This window comes from Nocardia pseudovaccinii, from assembly GCF_050942345.1.
GTDB lineage: Bacteria > Actinomycetota > Actinomycetes > Mycobacteriales > Mycobacteriaceae > Nocardia > Nocardia pseudovaccinii.
Genome location: NZ_CP192074.1, coordinates 7,500,670 through 7,516,122, shown reverse-complemented (window position 1 = coordinate 7,516,122; position 15,453 = coordinate 7,500,670). Strand labels below are relative to the sequence as shown.

Genomic DNA, 15,453 nt, shown 5'->3' with positions numbered 1-15,453 from the left:
TCTCGACGCGGACCTCATGGCCGGGGTCACATACGGTCGGCGTCGCGAGGAGGGCTGAACTGAGTGCTGTGGCCGCAGGCTGTGTTATCGCCGCGGTGCTTCGATTGATCCTGGCCTTCTTGCTGATCCAACGTCTGGAGCCACGCCTTTGACTACGCCATCGTCAACCCACGCCACCGCGACCGGAGTCTGCCCCGCCCTGCACGGCTCACCGCTCGATCCCGGTGAGCCCCGAGTGCTGTTGCACACGCCGGAGTTCGCCGCCGATCCGCATCGGGCCTATCGGGAGGCGCGCAGCCAGTACGGGTCGCTGGTGCCGATGGAGTTGGCGCCTGGCGTGCCCGCCACCCTGGTGGTCGGGTATCAGACCGCGGTGCGGATCCTCAATGATCCGGAACACTTTCCGGCGGATCCGCGGCATTGGGAACAGACGGTTGCCGACGACTCACCCGTCAAGCCGATGATGATGTGGTACCCGAACGCACTACGCAATGCCGGGGCGGCGCATGCTCGCTACCGCCAGGCTTACACCGGCAGCATCGACGGAATCGATCTGCACGAACTGCATTCGACGGTCGAGAAGATCGCCATCCCGGTGATCAACACCTTCTGCGAGGTCGGCGAGGTCGACCTGGTCACCCAGTACGCGCTGCCGGTCGTCTTCGAGGTCATCAACCAGATGGTGGGCTGCTCAGCGGAACTGGGGCAGCGGGTCGCGACCGGTATGGCGATGCTCTTCGACACCGTGGAGGCCGCCGCCGGTATGGCGATGCTCAGCGAGGCACTGCTGGAGCTGGTGCAGCTACGCAGGGCCGAGCCCGGCGATGACGTCACCTCGCGCATGGCCCACCACCCGTCCAAGCTCGACGATACCGAAATGCTGTGCCAGCTGATCAGTTTCTACGGGGCGGGCATCGAACCGATGCAGAATCTGATCACGAACACCCTGCTGCTGATGCTCACCGACGACCGGTTCGGCGGCGACATGCTCGGCGGTAGCCTCTCGACCCGCGACGCACTCGACGAGGTGTTGTTCAACGACCCGCCGATGGCCAACTTCAGCATCACCTACCCGCGCCAGCCGATCCTCATCGACAACACCTGGTTGCCCGCCCATCAGCCGGTTGTGGTCAGCCTTTCCGGCTGCAATAACGATCCGGCGATCCGCGGCGGCGATCGCACCGGCAACCGCTCGCATCTGGCGTGGGGCGCCGGGCCGCATGCCTGCCCCGCGAAATCCGTTGCCTACCTGGTCGTTCAGGACGCCATCGATCAGCTGCTCGACGCATTGCCGGAGATGGAACTCGCCGTGCCCGCGGACGAATTGGCTTGGCGGCCCGGACCCTTCCACCGCGCATTGGCGGCGCTGCCGGTCGTTTTTCCCCAGTCCCCTCCGCTGCCCGTCTTCTGAAGGAGATAACGATGGAGCATGAACCGCTGGTCCTGGATCTGACCGGCGCCGATATCCAAGGCGAGAACGAGCGGATCCGGGAGCGCGGGCCGGTCGCGCTGGTCGCCCTGCCCGGCGGCGTGCCCGCGTGGTCGGTGACCGATGCCGCCGTGCTCAAGAGTCTGCTCGCCGATCCGCGGGTGTCGAAAGACGCACGGCAGCACTGGTCTTCGTTCATCAATGGCGAGATCACCCAGGAGTGGCCGCTGCTTCCGTGGATCGCGGTCGACAACATGTTCACCGCGTACGGCACGGACCACCGCCGCCTGCGCAAGCTGGTCTCGCCCGCGTTCACCCACCGTCGCACCACGGCGCTGCGCCCGCGCATCGAGGCGATTACCGAGGGTCTGCTGAACGCGCTCGCGGCCACCCCGAAGGGCGAGGTGGCCGATCTGCGCGAGGGTTACGCCTATCCGGTGCCGATCGAGATCATCACCGAAATGATGGGTGTGCCCGAACATCTCGGACCCGGTCTGCGCAAATGCGTCGACGGCTTCTTCGACACCTCGTTCGGGCCGGAGGAAGCGCAGGCCAACTACCTCGAGATGTACCGCCTGGTCAGCGAACTCGTGGCCTACCGGCGCGAGACCCCGGGCGACGACGTCACGAGTGTCCTCATCGCGACCCGCGACGAGGACGACGGCTCGCAGCTGAGCGAGAAGGAACTCGTCGACACGCTGATGCTGGTCATCAATGCCGGTCACGAGACCACGGTCAATCTGCTCGATCAGGCGATCTTCATCCTGCTCACCCATCCCGAGCAGCGCGCCGATCTGGTCGAGGGCCGGGTGCCGTGGTCGGATCTGGTGGAGGAGACGCTGCGCTACGAGGCGCCGGTCGCACACCTGCCATTGCGCTATGCGGTCGAGGATATCGAGCTCGGTGAGATCCGAATTCCCAAGGGCGAGGCGATTCTGGCGTCCTATGCCGCCGCGGGCCGCGATCCGAACCTGCACGGTGCGACCGCCGCGACGTTCGATCTGCACCGGGTCAACAAGGAACATCTGTCCTTCGGGCACGGCGCGCACCACTGCATCGGCGCCCCGCTCGCTCGGCTGGAGGCGACGATCGCCCTCCCGGCCATCTTCGAGCGCTTCCCGAATTTGCGCTTGGCCGTGGATCCGGCGGAATTGGCGCCGGTCGGCAGTTTCATTTCGAACGGGCACCGCACGCTGCCGGTTTTCCTGGACTAGATCGTGGTCGGGGTGCCGCACAGCGGCACCCCGACTCGATCGATCCGAGTAGCTGCGGCAATGGTCATATCCGACAATCGCCTTGCGACGCGCGTCAGGAGATCGTCGGTTGCTCCTCGGTTGGTATCGGGGTGACGGCACCGTGGACAACTCCGACGGCCGCGCCGGCGGCGGCGCCGGCCGCGGCGGCCGGGATGGCGATCACCGCGTAGCCGATGGCCGCGCCGATGATGGGGACGACCACCAAACCCGCCGGGAGGAATGGGATCCCGGCGATGAGCCCTGCGCCCGCGCCGACGACCGCACTGGTGGCGGCGAGTGGGCTCGCCAGGGTGGAGCCCACCGACGCGCCTACGACCGCGTCACCCACGACAGCACTGGCGATTTGGTCGGAACGAGCGCGTTCGACGCCCACCGACTGGAGGCCTTGGGACAGTGCGCCTTCGGTAGCCGTGGAGGCGCCGTTGATCTGGTCGGCCACGTCGGGCGGCAGAAAGTCCGGGCGATCGACCTGGATATTGCCGATGCGGATGTGATTGGTGGCAACGGGCGCCTGCGGGACTTGATCCGGCTGTGCCGCATTCGGAATGTCCGGCACCGTGGCGTCCGGCTCGGCCACCGGTGCGGTGGCGTCGCGCAGCGGCAAGGTCGCGAAGACGGCGGGGTCGTCGACCGGAGCCGATGGATCGGCGATGTGCGCCAGTCCATATGGCGTCCGCGAGAGCGTCGCGGTGCCGAGTGATTGCGATTCGGCGCTAGCGGGTGTGGTGCTGATCAGGGCGGCGGACAGGGGAAGCGCACTGGTCAAAACCAGTGCGGCTGTCCGTCGGCGGATGGGACGAACCGGATGTGTGGGTCGATGTTTACCCATGGATTACCTCATTCCGAACATCGATGATTACTTACCTACATTCGGAACCGCCCGCCTTTCGGATGAACCCATTTTTGGAGAGCCGATTCGGCCCGGTGCGGGGCGTCCGCACCGGGCCGAATCGGCTCGGATCAGGCCACGGCGACCAAGCGGGCCGCGTTGGCCGACTCGTCGTCCGCGGCCTTGTTGGCCGCGAGTTCGGCCTCGACCCGCTCGCGGTAGCGGGTGATTTCGCGTTCCGTGGTCGCGGCGTCCCAATCGAGCCGGGCGCCCATGAGGAAGGCGATCGCGGGTGCGGCGGTCAGGCCGCGGTCGGCGGTTTCGATCGAGATGCGGGTGCGGCGGGTGAGGACATCGTCGAGATGCAGTGCGCCCTCATGCGTCACCGCGTAGACGACCTCGGCACCGAGGTACTCACCGGCACCGGGTAGCGGCTCGGCCAACTCCGGTTCGGCCGCGATCAGATCGAACAGCTCGGCGACGCCCGAACCATAGCGACCGAGCAGGTGCTCGACGGTCGCGACGGGCAGACCGGCCCGCTGCGCGACGCTGTTCACATCGGCGGCCAGTTCCTGGTAGCCGACGGCACCGAGCAGCGGCAGGTGTTCGGTCACCGACGGGGCGGCCGCGCGACCGAGTCCCTCGACGGCCGCGTCCACCACATCGGCGGCCATCACGCGGTAGGTGGTGTACTTACCGCCCGCGATCACGAACAGACCCGGAACCGGTTCCGCGACGGCGTGTTCCCGCGATAGCGTCGCGGTATCGGCGGACGCGCCGGACAGCAACGGGCGCAGACCCGCGTAGGTGCCGACAATATCGTTGCGGGTCAACGGCTCTCGCAGCACCGCGTTCATATGATCGAGGATGTACTGCACATCGGCATCGCTGGCCACCGGATGGTTCTTGTCCAGCGCCCAATCGGTATCGGTGGTGCCGATGATCCAGTGCCGGGCCCACGGGATCACGAACAGCACACTCTTCTCGGTCCGCATGATCAGACCGGTATCCAGGTCGAGCCGCTCGCGCGGGACCAGGATGTGCACGCCCTTCGACATGCGCACGTGGAATGGGAATTCCACGCCGGTCATCTTGTTCATCTCGTCGGTCCAGACGCCGGTCGCGCTGATCACCCGGCGGGCGCGCACGGTGTATTCGCGACCGGTCTCCACATCGGTGACGTGCGCGCCGATCACCCGCTCGCCGTCTCGCAACAATCCGGTGACCTTGGTGCGGGTGAGTACCGTCGCGCCGTGCTGGGCGGCGGTGCGGGCGATGGTCATGGTGTGGCGCGCGTCGTCGACCTGTGCGTCGAAGTAGCGGATCGCGCCGATCATCGCGTCGTCGCGCAGTGCGGGCGCCAATTCCATTGCGCGCGTATGCGACAGGTGCCGGTGCATGGGCAGCGCCCTGGCCCCGCCGATGGTGTCGTACAGCGCGACGCCCGCGCCGATGTAGGCGCGCTCCCAGACCCGGTGCTGCAGCGGCAGCAGGAACGACACCGGGCGCACCAGATGCGGGGCGAGCCGGTGCAGCAGCAGGCTGCGCTCCTTCAAAGCCTCGCGCACCAGCCAGAAGTCGAGCTGCTCCAGATAGCGCAGGCCGCCGTGGATGAGCTTGCTGGATCGGCTCGAGGTGCCCGCCGCGAAGTCCCTTGCCTCGACCAGAGTTACGGTCAGGCCGCGGGCGGCGGCATCGAGGGCGGCACCGGCGCCGACCACGCCGCCGCCGGTAACGAGTACGTCGATTTCATTGTCGCCCAATGTGTTCAATGCATCGGCGCGGTAGTTCGAGTCCAAACGTGCGGACACGGTATGTCTCCTTGTTTCGGTGCTACTGCGTCTTCGGGGTGGGTTGGTCAGTCGTCGACGTCGATCCAGTCGAGCGTGTGCGAGACCGCCTTCTTCCAACGTGCGTAACCGCGTTCGCGCTGCTCCGCGGTCCAGGTGGGTGTCCAGCGCCTGTCCTCGTGCCAGTTCTGTACGAGTTCGTCGGTGTCGCTCCAGAATCCGACCGCCACCCCGGCCGCATAGGCCGCGCCGAGTGCGGTGGTCTCCGCGACCACCGGCCGCGAGACCGGCACATCGAGGAAGTCCGCCTGCAGTTGCATGCACAGTTCATTGGCCGTGACGCCACCGTCCACCCGCAACGTGCCCAGGCGCACACCGGAATCGGCCTCCATGGCCTCGACGACATCGCGGGTCTGATAGCAGATCGACTCCAACGTGGCACGCGCGAGATGGGCATTGGTGCTGTAGCGCGACAGCCCGACGATCACCCCGCGCGCGTCCGATCGCCAATACGGTGCGAACAGGCCGGAGAATGCGGGCACGAAGTACACCCCGCCGTTGTCCTCGGCCTGCCTGGCCAGCGATTCGCTTTGTGCCGCACCGGAAATGATGCCGAGCTGATCGCGCAACCACTGCACGGCCGAGCCGGTGACCGCGATCGAACCCTCCAGCGCGTACACCGGTTTCTCGTCGCCGAACTGGTAGGCGACGGTGGTGAGCAGTCCGTGCTGGGAGCGCACGAGTTCGGTCCCGGTATTGAGCAGCAGGAAGTTTCCGGTGCCGTAGGTGTTCTTGGCCTCGCCGGGGCGGAAGCACACCTGACCGACGGTGGCCGCCTGCTGATCGCCGAGCACACCCGCCAGCGGCACCTCGCCGCTGAACGGTCCGTCGGCGCGGGTCCTGCCGAACAGTTCCGGATTCGACGAGGGCGCGATGGCGGGCAGCATGGCGCGCGGAATTCCGAAGAGGGACAACAGTTCGTCGTCCCAGTCGCAGGTCTCCAGGTCCATCAGCATGGTGCGGCTGGCATTGGTCGGATCGGTGACGTGCACGCCGCCGTCGATGCCGCCGGTGAGATTCCACAGCAGCCAGGTGTCGGTGGTGCCGAAGACGGCCTCGCCCGTGTCCGCATCGGCGGCGACGCCGGGCACGTTGTCCAGGATCCAGCGCAGCTTGCCGCCGGAGAAGTAGGTTGCGGGCGGCAGCCCCGCCTTGCGGCGGATGATTTCGCCGTGACCCGCGCGTTCCAGGTCGGCGGCGATCTTGTCGGTGCGGGTGTCCTGCCAGACGATGGCATTGCAATACGGCCGCCCGGTCCGGCGATTCCACACCACGGTGGTTTCGCGCTGATTGGTCACACCGACCGCGGCCAGATCGCTCGCGACGAGATTCGCCTTGTTCAGCGTGGACACGATGACCGAACGGGTGCGCTCCCAGATCTCGGTCGGGTTGTGCTCTACCCACCCCGCGCGCGGCAGGATCTGCTCGTGCTCGAGCTGGTGCCGGGCGATCTCGTTGCCACCGTGGTCGAACACCATGAAGCGGGTGCTCGTGGTGCCCTGATCGATGGCGCCGACGTACGAGCCGAGTTTCACCGTTGAGCCTCCGTCTGCAAAGACCGCCGCGGTTGCTGCCGTCGGGGCCGACGCTATTAGCGGATCGCCGAAACGGACATAGCGTGCGTTCGACAATGCCGAACGGTTGTGATGGCCATCGCCATGTAGGTTTCGGCGTATGCCCGGTCCGATCCAATCGATCGAACGAGCGGCGGCCGTCCTGCAGCTGCTCGCTCGGGGTTCCGGCCGCCTCGGGGTCGGCGAAATCGCGGGTGCGCTCGGGCTGGCCAAGCCGACCGCGCACGGCATCCTGCGCACATTGCAGGGCGTGGGATTCGTCGAACAGGATCAGGCCACTGGCAAGTACCAGCTCGGGGCGGCCGTACTGCATCTCGGGACAAGTTATCTCGACAACAACGAACTGCGCTCGAGGGCGATCAACTGGGCCGATGCCCTGGCCGCGCGGACCGGGGAGTCGGTGCGAATCGGTGCCGCGGCGGACGAAAGCGTGGTGGTCGTGCACCATGTCTTCCGGCCGGACAACACCGAACAGGCGCTCGAGGTCGGGGAACTGCTACCGGCGCACGCGACCGCGCTCGGCAAGGTGCTGCTCGCCTATGACGCCGAACTGGCCGTCGCTGTTCGCGGTGGTGAATTGGCGCCGCTCACCCGGCGCACCATTGTCGATCGGGCGGCGCTCACCCGGGCGCTTGCCGCGGTCCGGCAGGCGGGATGGGCCGGGGAGACCGAGGAATTCCGGTCCGGGGTGGCCGGTATATCCGCGCCGATCCGGACACACGGTGGACTCGTGGTCGGTGCGATCGGGATCAGCGGTCCGGTCGACCGGCTCTGCGATCCGCAACTGCGGCACCGGCCGACGCTGGTCGGGCAGGTCCGCGATGCCGCGCATGCGGTATCGCGGGATCTCGGTGCCGGACAATGAATTTCGTACATCATGCCGCACCAATTCTCGTCCGACAGGAAGTAGCCGATGGCGCAACGCTATGTGCTGGCGATCGATCAGGGCACCACTTCCACCAGGTGCATTTTGTTCGATCAGCGCGCACGCTTGGTCGGAGTCGCGCAGCGTGAACATCAGCAGCACTATCCGCGGCCCGGCTGGGTCGAGCAGGATGCGCTGGAGATCTGGCGCAATGTCGAGCGCATCGTGCCGCAGGCGCTGCGGGATTCCGGTATCGCCGCGGAGCAGGTTGTGGCCCTCGGCATCGCGAATCAACGGGAAACCACGGTGGTGTGGGATCGCCACACCGGTGTGCCGATCCGGCGGGCGGTCGTCTGGCAGGACGTGCGCACAGATGAACTGGTGCGCGAATTCGCGAGTAAGCCTGGTGCGGAACGAATTCGCGACCTGTGCGGCCTGCCGCTGGCCGGTTATTTCGCCGCGCCGCGGCTGCGCTGGCTGCTGGATACCATTCCCGGACTGCGGGATCGGGCCGAGCGCGGGGAAGTGCTGTTCGGCACCATGGAGACCTGGCTGATCTGGAATCTGACCGGCGGACCGGACGGCGGTGTGCATCGCACCGATGTCACCAATGCCAGTCGCACGCTGTTGATGAATATCGCCTCGCTCACCTGGGATCGAGAACTGTTGGAGTTCTTCGGAATTCCGGCCGCGATGCTGCCGGGCATTCAGCCCTCGACCGCGTCCTATGGGATGACCGGCCGGGTGGTGCCCGGCATCCCGATCGCCGCCGCGCTCGGCGACCAGCACGCCGCACTGTTCGGCCAAACCTGTTTCGCCCGTGGGGAAACCAAATGCACGTACGGCACCGGCGGCTTCCTGATGATGAATACCGGGCGCGAGCTGGTGCAGTCCTCGCACGGTTTGCTCACCACCATCGGATATCAGATCGAGCCCGAACCGGTGTACGCGCTGGAGGGGCCGATCGCGGTGACCGGCTCGCTGGTGCAGTGGGTGCGCGACAATATCGGTCTGGTGTCGAGTGCGCCCGAGATCGAAACCCTCGCTCGCACAGTCGAAGACAATGGCGGCTGCTATATCGTGCCCGCATTCTCCGGCCTGTATGCGCCGCATTGGCGCAGTGACGCAAGGGGTCTCGTCATCGGCCTGACCTCGTACATCAACAAGGGCCATCTGGCCCGCGCCGTCCTGGAGGCGACTGCCTGGCAGACCCGCGAAGTCGTCGACGCCATGAACGCCGACTCCGGTCTGCAGGCCAGCACCCTGCGCGTCGACGGCGGCATGACCTCCGACAACCTGCTCATGCAGATCGTCGCCGACGTCCTCGACATCCCCGTCATGCGCCCCTTCGTAGCCGAAACCGTCTCTCTCGGAGCCGCTTACGCCGCAGGCCTGGCCGTCGGCTACTGGCCCGACCTCGAGGGCCTGCGCAGCAACTGGCGCCTGGCCGGACAATGGATCCCCCGAATGGACCCCACCCACCGCCGAGACGAATACGACAACTGGAAACGCGCCGTAGCCCTGACCTTCGGCTGGTCCCGCTCGAAGCGCTAGGGTGTGGTGATCTTGCGGGGCTCGTCGGTGATGGAGAGGATCCAGATGATCGTGTCACGCGTTGTCGGTGTTGTCGTCGCCTTGCTCGTCGGGACCGTGTTGGTCGGGGGACCGGCGGAGTCGGCGCCGAATGCCTGTGCGGTGGGAAATCCGTTGCAGCCCACCGCGGAACTGTTCGCGACCGATAACACGGCGACGATCACCGAGCCGGATGACCAGCGGTTGCGAAACGGGTTGGCGGCGTTCGAACTTCAGGTCGACGGGATCGCGCTCGGGAATGTCGGGCTGCCGGTGGGGTCCACCTTGGTCAGTGGGGTGTTCTGGTCGGATGAGCGGCAGCAGGCTACCTATGAGCGTTCGCGTGAATTCCATCTCGCCTGTGTCGATGCCGTCGATTTGCATCGCATCGGCGATCAGGTGCGGACTCGATTCGGTCAGGAGTCGGTGCTGACCTTCCGGTACCTGCCGAATACCGCGTCGGAGGCCGACGCCTTCACGGTCGAGGTCGCCGGTGTCGATGTGCGTCGGTTCCGTGACGCGCTCGTCGCCGATCGCGAGGCGCGCGAGCATCTGGTCGGCGGGTCCGTCACCGAATCCGGCAGTCTCATCCTGGTCGCCGACCTCGCGGATTTCACGCTGACCCAGCGATTCGTCACCAGCATCGGCGGCACGTGGAATCCGGATACCGTCCACTACGGTGACCGCGAATTCGTGGGTTGACGTGTCACTGGTCGGTGGAAACCTCAATGGCCCTTAGACTTCGGCGGTGCGAGCTTCTTTGCGAACGGCCGTCCTCGGACTGATCACCGCGATATTCACGATGGCAGTCGGGCTGACTCCGATGGCCATCGCGGAGCCGGTTGCTCCGGCGTTCTGTGGCACACCGCTGTCGGCGGACGAACTCGATACCATCGCTCAACTCTCCGATACCAGTACATTGATCGGAGATGCGTTGCAGCGCTTGGAGACCGCGGTAGCGCGCCACCGGGAGATCACCGAAATCCTGGTCGCGCATCGCGATCGACGCGGGCTGTTTCCGCTCGGGCTCGACGGTGTGGAGCAGTCGGCGGTAATGCCATTGCAGCGCGATCCGGGTGCGTTCCTGGATCCGGAGTACGCGCATGCGATCAGCTTGGAACTGCTGCGGCGGTTCCTGGTCAATGTGCACGCGGCCTTCACCGGCGCGCCGGTCGAGCCGCAGTGGGCGCGGTATTTCGAGCTCGCTCGCCGATGTGAGGTATCGCCCGCCCGTGTCGCCATGGCGGGCTACAACGCGCATTTGAGCGTGGATCTCGCGTATTCCGTAGCGACGGTCGCGAGTAAGCCCGAGAACGCGCCCGACTACTTCAAGATCGTCGACGCGATCGCGGTCTCCGGTCAGGTGATCATCGATCGGACCAAGGAGATCTACAACGGCGATCTCGGTCCGCTGTGGCGGTTCTATTTCGTCGGTGAGGGTCTGGACCTGTTGCTCGGTGCGGGCGTGGCGACCGGTCCGCTGCTGCGGGCCGCCGATCTCGGATACAACGTGGTGATCTACGGCAATGGCCTGGCGCTGGAGGACCCCGGACTGCACAACGCGACCGCGGCGGAGATCCGGCTGCTCGGCGATTCCGTCGAAACGGCACTGGATGTGTTGACACTGCTCAGGGGTTTGTGAGACGCCTAGTCGGTACGTTCGATCGGGTACGGCAAGGAGTTCGCGGTGGGCATATCACTCGTCAAGGGACAGAACGGTCCGCTCGCGGCGTCGAATGTCGTTGTCGCGGTGCGATCCATCGCCCCGGCCGATGTCTCGGCATTATTGGTGACCGAAGCGGGCCGCGTTCGCACCGATGCCGATTTCGTCTTCTTCAATCAGCCGCAGGCACCCGGCGTCGAGTTGCGGTCGGGAACGCTGCTCGTTTCCGCGGCCCACGTGCCCGCCGATATCGCCCAAATACGGGTGGTCATCACTTTGGACGAATCCGGGGCTACTTTCGGGCAATTCGCGCCACCGGTTGCGACCGTTGCTGACGGATCCGGAAATGCGCTCTACGAGTATGTAATCGATGGACTCGACCGCGAGTCGATCGTCATCGCACTGGAATTGTATCGGCGTAACTCCGAGTGGAAGGTTCGCGCGGTCGGGCAGGGATATGCGGGCGGATTCGCCGCGCTGGTCACCGATCACGGCGTGAGCGTCGACGACGAGCCCGCGCCCGTCACTCCTCCCGCCACCCCCGAGGTCCGCACCGTCCCCGGCGAAGCCGCACTCTCCTTCGAGAAGCGCGCCAGACTCGACCTGCGCAAACGCGAAGTCGCCAAGGTCCTGATCAACAAGAACGCCTTCGGAATTCGCGCCCGTGTCATCCTGGTCATCGACAAAACCCTCAGCATGAGCAGGCAATACAGCAAACAGGTCGTGCATCGCGTTGTGCAGCGGATGATCCCGGTGGCGACCCAGCTCGACGAGGACGGCACCCTGGAGGCCTACCTCTACGCGCTGTCCTTCGCGAAACTGCCCGACATCACCGTCGAGCACGGCGAGGCATGGGCCCAGACCTTCTTGCACCTCACCGGCACTCACCAGGGCATCGACTACGCCAGGATCGGCGGTCGCAACGACGAACTGCCGATCATGCGCGATATCATCGCCTCGCTGCGGCCAGGCGATGCGCCGACCCTGGTGCTGTTCTTCACCGACGGCGGCTTCGCGAAGAAGCGCGAGATCGCCGCACTCATGCGCGATGCGTCCCGACTGCCCGCCTTCTGGCAGTTCGTCGGCCTCGGCAGGGCCAACTACGGCCTGCTGCGCACCCTCGACGAAATGTCGGACCGGGTCGTGGACAACGCGGGCTTCTTCGCCCTCGACGACATCGACCAGGTGGACGACGCGCAGCTGTATGCCCGGTTGCTGGGTGAATTCCCGGACTGGCTGCGCGCGGCCGGGCAGGCGGGCATTCTGCGCTGAATCGTGCCGGTCCGCAGTCGAAGTCGCGGACTCAGCCGATGACGGCGTTCATGATGGTGCCCGCACTGGTGGCGACGACACCGCCGATCATGGCTCCGGCCACCATCTTCGGGGATTCCAGACCACCGCCGCTCCACTTCTCCCAGGCGAAGCGGCCACCTGCGTAGATGATGGCGACTATGCCGGCAAGCAGCACGAACCAGGTGAAGTAGCGGACCAGTTGAAGAATCTTGTCGGACACCGGAGGGGCCTCGGGAGTGGGATTGCCGATCTGTGCCCAAGTGTCGTAAACGGCGGCCAGGATCATCTCGTGTTGCTCATTCTGGATGCGGGACAGGGGGTTAACGCGCTCTCCGAGAGATGGTATCGGTTTCTCGGCGACCGCGCAGTCACGATGCCTGCGCGCTTGCGAGACCACTCGTTGTGCGGATCATGGAAAGGGCGTGATAGTCGAGGAGTAGACGATGAACATCTATCTGATGTCGATCGGCGATGCCTGTGCGACGTTGGCGCAGATCCAGAATCCGACGCCGCAAGCTCCGCCGCTATCGGACAAGCTGCTGCAGATGGTGCGCTATCTGACCTGGTTTGCCCTGCTGTCCGGAATAATCAGCATCATCTATGCGGGCGGCCGGTTCGCCTGGGAGAAATGGAGCGGCGGTGCGATGCAATCGCCGAAGATGGTGGCCGGAGCCATGATCGGCGGCGTCGTCGCCACCAGCGCGGGCACGATTATGAATTCGATTCTCGGCACCGGCTGATCGGCGAAAACCCGGCCGCATCGCCGGTTGCCCGAATTACGGCAAATATGTGGCTATACTCCGGCTGATCTCTCTCGAAGTTGTCCGACCTGATCGGGAAAGTAGGGAGAAGGCATGAGTATGTCGCGGCGATCCATGCTGCTGGCCGGTGCCGTTACGGGCGCGGGCCTGGTCGCGTGCGGCAAATCGACGAATTCCGATAATGTGGCGAGTTCCGGCAGCGTGCCGCCGAGCGATCCGCGTTCGATCGCGACCGACGCCTATATCTACGGATATCCGCTGGTGCTGATGGATGTCACGCTGCAGTCGAATACCGCCGCCGTACCCGCCAATCAGATCTGGGCCGTCAGTCCGGTGAATCCCGCGATGAATACGGTGGTCATGCCGAATATCGACACCCTTTATGCCACCGCTTGGCTCGACGTGGGTGCCGAACCGGTGGTGCTGCAGGTTCCGCCGATGGACGGCGACCGGTACTGGCTCATGCAGATCATGGACGCCTGGACCAATACCACCCACAATCCCAGCAGTGTCGCACCACAGGTGCGCGCCGGTCAGGAGCCGCCGTACGGCTACGTGATCACCGGCCCCAATTGGTCTGGTGCGCTGCCGGATAACCTGACCAGATTGGCGATGCCCACCGCGACAGCTTGGCTGATCGGTCGTATCGAGCTGCGCGGCCAGGCCGATTTCGCCGCCGCCGAGAGCGTGCAGCAGCAGGTGCTGCTCGTACCGCTGAGCGCCTGGTTGCGCGGTGAACGGCCGAACCCGGTGATCAATCCCGTTATGGCCGCCCCGATCGCACCTCCACAGCAGGTTGCGCGGATGGACGGGCGCACCTTCTTCGACCGGCTATGCACACTGATGCTCACCAACCCGCCCGCCCGCGAGGATGCCCCCGCGCTGGAGCGGTTTTCGAAGATCGGCATCCGACCGGGCGGCACGGTCGACGGTGCGCCGGTCGCCGACCTCGACGCCGCGGTGGCGGCGGGCCAGATGCGCATCCCGGACTACGCCAATCCCAAAGCCAGACGGGAGAACGGCTGGGGTTTCGCGACGAATCTCGGCACCTACGGCACCGATTACTCACTGCGTGCCTCGACCGCGTGGACCGCACTCGGTGCGAATCTGCCGGAGGACACCGTCTATCCGGAGATCAGCGCGAATGCGGGGGAGCAGGGTGCGCCGCGCTCGTACCGGCTGCATTTCCCCGCGGGCCAGACGCCGCCCGCGCGGGCCTTCTGGTCGCTGACCGCCTACACCGCGGAGCGCTTTCTGGTGCCGAACCCGGCGGGCATCTTCTCGGTCGGTCATCAGCGTCCCGTCGTACCGCTGCCGGACGGCTCGCTGGAACTTGCCGTCCAGGCGGCGGACCCGGGAAGTGATGTGCCGGACGGCAATTGGTTGCCGATACCGGAAACCGGCACCTTCCGGCTCGCGCTTCGCCTGTATGTGCCCGAGCAGCGGGCGCTCGATGGTCACTGGCAACCGCCGAGTCTGAACCGAGTCGGATGAAAGAGATGGATGAACGCTTGCTGCCCATTCCGTTGTCGGGCCAGTTCTCGCTGACCATGCGGCTGTACGCGCCGAAAGACATTGCCATCGATGGGCATTGGCAGCCGCCCGTCCTGACCGTAGTGCGATAGGAGACGAGAAACTATGGGCCGCTTGGCTTTCCCGATCTCGGTCGCCGCCGCCGTGGTGCTGGCATGCGCCGCACCCGTTGCCGCCGCCGAGGTGGGTGATGAGGACGGGGTTCCGTCGCGAACCGCGTTCTCTTTCCGTTCGGTGCTGCCCGGCGTCCAGTGGGGCACCAGCAACGAACACGAGATGCGCACCGGATTGTCACTGGTCAAGCTCTATATGGTCGACTACGCGCTGCATCGCGGCGACGGGTCGGCGACGGATCTGGTGTTGGCGGAGCGGATGATCCGCTATTCCGACGACTCCGCGGCCGACGAACTCGGCGCGAAGTATCCGCAGGCGATCGACGCCATCGCCGCGGAGTACGGCCTGACCGCTACCAAATCGGGCCCGGCCTGGGGCATGTCGTACACCAGCGCCGCGGATGTGGCCACCTTCCTGGCGACCAAGAAGCGCACCGAACCCTGGTCGCCGATCTTCGGCTGGATGGCCGCGGCGGGCGAACAGGCGGCCGACGGCACCGCACAGGACTGGGGGACCGCGCGGCTGCCCGGCGTCCAGGGCAGCAAGTGGGGCTGGTCCGACAGCGGGCCGCTGGAGGTGGCCTCGGCATCGTTCGGCGAGACTTTCGCGGTCGCGGCACACACCCGCGGCACACCCGAGGATCAGACGGCCGATGTCAGCGCCACAGTGCCGTTCTTGCTATTGGCTCTGGTCGCGCGTGTGACGGGATAGGCG

General features: G+C 65.9%; 15 protein-coding genes. 11 read left to right on the top strand and 4 right to left on the bottom strand.

The features are described 5' to 3' along the window. The first annotated feature begins 148 nt into the window (after nt 1-148). Complete coding sequence (locus tag ACQPZ2_RS33900; RefSeq protein WP_433522142.1) at nt 149-1,411, top strand: cytochrome P450; 1,263 nt, start codon at nt 149-151, stop codon at nt 1,409-1,411. An 11-nt stretch (nt 1,412-1,422) separates the two neighbouring features. Beyond that, nucleotides 1,423-2,643: a cytochrome P450 family protein gene (locus tag ACQPZ2_RS33895; protein ID WP_433522141.1), complete on the top strand. Its 1,221-nt coding sequence runs from the start codon at nt 1,423-1,425 to the stop codon at nt 2,641-2,643. Between the two features lie 94 nt (nt 2,644-2,737). Here the strand turns inward: ACQPZ2_RS33895 and ACQPZ2_RS33890 are convergent, their stop codons facing one another. The 3 genes from ACQPZ2_RS33890 to glpK (ACQPZ2_RS33880) all read right to left on the bottom strand — a co-directional run bounded on the left by ACQPZ2_RS33890 (nt 2,738) and on the right by glpK (ACQPZ2_RS33880) (nt 6,842). Continuing rightward, nucleotides 2,738-3,514 (bottom strand): hypothetical protein, encoded by a 777-nt coding sequence (locus ACQPZ2_RS33890; RefSeq protein ID WP_433522140.1) that lies wholly within the window; start codon nt 3,512-3,514, stop codon nt 2,738-2,740. Between the two features lie 131 nt (nt 3,515-3,645). After that, nucleotides 3,646-5,325, bottom strand: a complete 1,680-nt coding sequence (glpD, locus tag ACQPZ2_RS33885) for a glycerol-3-phosphate dehydrogenase (RefSeq protein WP_433522139.1) — start codon at nt 5,323-5,325, stop codon at nt 3,646-3,648. Nucleotides 5,326-5,372: 47 nt separating this feature from the next. After that, the gene (gene glpK, locus ACQPZ2_RS33880; RefSeq protein ID WP_433527599.1) at nt 5,373-6,842 is read right to left on the bottom strand and encodes a glycerol kinase GlpK; all 1,470 of its coding nucleotides are present in this window, start codon (nt 6,840-6,842) and stop codon (nt 5,373-5,375) included. A gap of 196 nt (nt 6,843-7,038) precedes the next feature. Here glpK (ACQPZ2_RS33880) and ACQPZ2_RS33875 point away from each other — a divergent pair, with 196 nt between their 5' ends. The 5 genes from ACQPZ2_RS33875 to ACQPZ2_RS33855 are packed head-to-tail and all read left to right on the top strand — an operon-like array spanning nt 7,039 to nt 12,310. Beyond that, complete coding sequence (locus ACQPZ2_RS33875; RefSeq protein ID WP_433522138.1) at nt 7,039-7,803, top strand: IclR family transcriptional regulator; 765 nt, start codon at nt 7,039-7,041, stop codon at nt 7,801-7,803. Nucleotides 7,804-7,851: 48 nt separating this feature from the next. Continuing rightward, nucleotides 7,852-9,357, top strand: a complete 1,506-nt coding sequence (gene glpK / locus ACQPZ2_RS33870) for a glycerol kinase GlpK (protein ID WP_433522137.1) — start codon at nt 7,852-7,854, stop codon at nt 9,355-9,357. 45 nt (nt 9,358-9,402) lie between these two features. Beyond that, nucleotides 9,403-10,077 (top strand): hypothetical protein, encoded by a 675-nt coding sequence (locus ACQPZ2_RS33865; RefSeq protein WP_433522136.1) that lies wholly within the window; start codon nt 9,403-9,405, stop codon nt 10,075-10,077. A 46-nt stretch (nt 10,078-10,123) separates the two neighbouring features. Further along, the gene (locus tag ACQPZ2_RS33860) at nt 10,124-11,017 is read left to right on the top strand and encodes a DUF5995 family protein (RefSeq protein ID WP_433522135.1); all 894 of its coding nucleotides are present in this window, start codon (nt 10,124-10,126) and stop codon (nt 11,015-11,017) included. Nucleotides 11,018-11,062: 45 nt separating this feature from the next. Next, nucleotides 11,063-12,310 (top strand): vWA domain-containing protein, encoded by a 1,248-nt coding sequence (locus tag ACQPZ2_RS33855; protein ID WP_433522134.1) that lies wholly within the window; start codon nt 11,063-11,065, stop codon nt 12,308-12,310. 31 nt (nt 12,311-12,341) lie between these two features. Here the strand turns inward: ACQPZ2_RS33855 and ACQPZ2_RS33850 are convergent, their stop codons facing one another. Next, nucleotides 12,342-12,617: a hypothetical protein gene (locus ACQPZ2_RS33850; protein WP_040688132.1), complete on the bottom strand. Its 276-nt coding sequence runs from the start codon at nt 12,615-12,617 to the stop codon at nt 12,342-12,344. A gap of 157 nt (nt 12,618-12,774) precedes the next feature. Between ACQPZ2_RS33850 and ACQPZ2_RS33845 the strand changes: the two genes are divergently transcribed. The 4 genes from ACQPZ2_RS33845 to ACQPZ2_RS33830 all read left to right on the top strand — a co-directional run bounded on the left by ACQPZ2_RS33845 (nt 12,775) and on the right by ACQPZ2_RS33830 (nt 15,450). Continuing rightward, nucleotides 12,775-13,071 (top strand): hypothetical protein, encoded by a 297-nt coding sequence (locus tag ACQPZ2_RS33845; RefSeq protein ID WP_063040631.1) that lies wholly within the window; start codon nt 12,775-12,777, stop codon nt 13,069-13,071. A gap of 114 nt (nt 13,072-13,185) precedes the next feature. Beyond that, nucleotides 13,186-14,586 (top strand): DUF1254 domain-containing protein, encoded by a 1,401-nt coding sequence (locus ACQPZ2_RS33840; protein ID WP_433522133.1) that lies wholly within the window; start codon nt 13,186-13,188, stop codon nt 14,584-14,586. A 5-nt stretch (nt 14,587-14,591) separates the two neighbouring features. Continuing rightward, nucleotides 14,592-14,717: a hypothetical protein gene (locus ACQPZ2_RS33835; protein WP_433522132.1), complete on the top strand. Its 126-nt coding sequence runs from the start codon at nt 14,592-14,594 to the stop codon at nt 14,715-14,717. A gap of 13 nt (nt 14,718-14,730) precedes the next feature. Next, on the top strand, nt 14,731-15,450 hold the full coding sequence (locus ACQPZ2_RS33830; RefSeq protein ID WP_433522131.1) for a hypothetical protein: 720 nt from the start codon (nt 14,731-14,733) through the stop codon (nt 15,448-15,450). Nucleotides 15,451-15,453 lie beyond the last annotated feature (3 nt).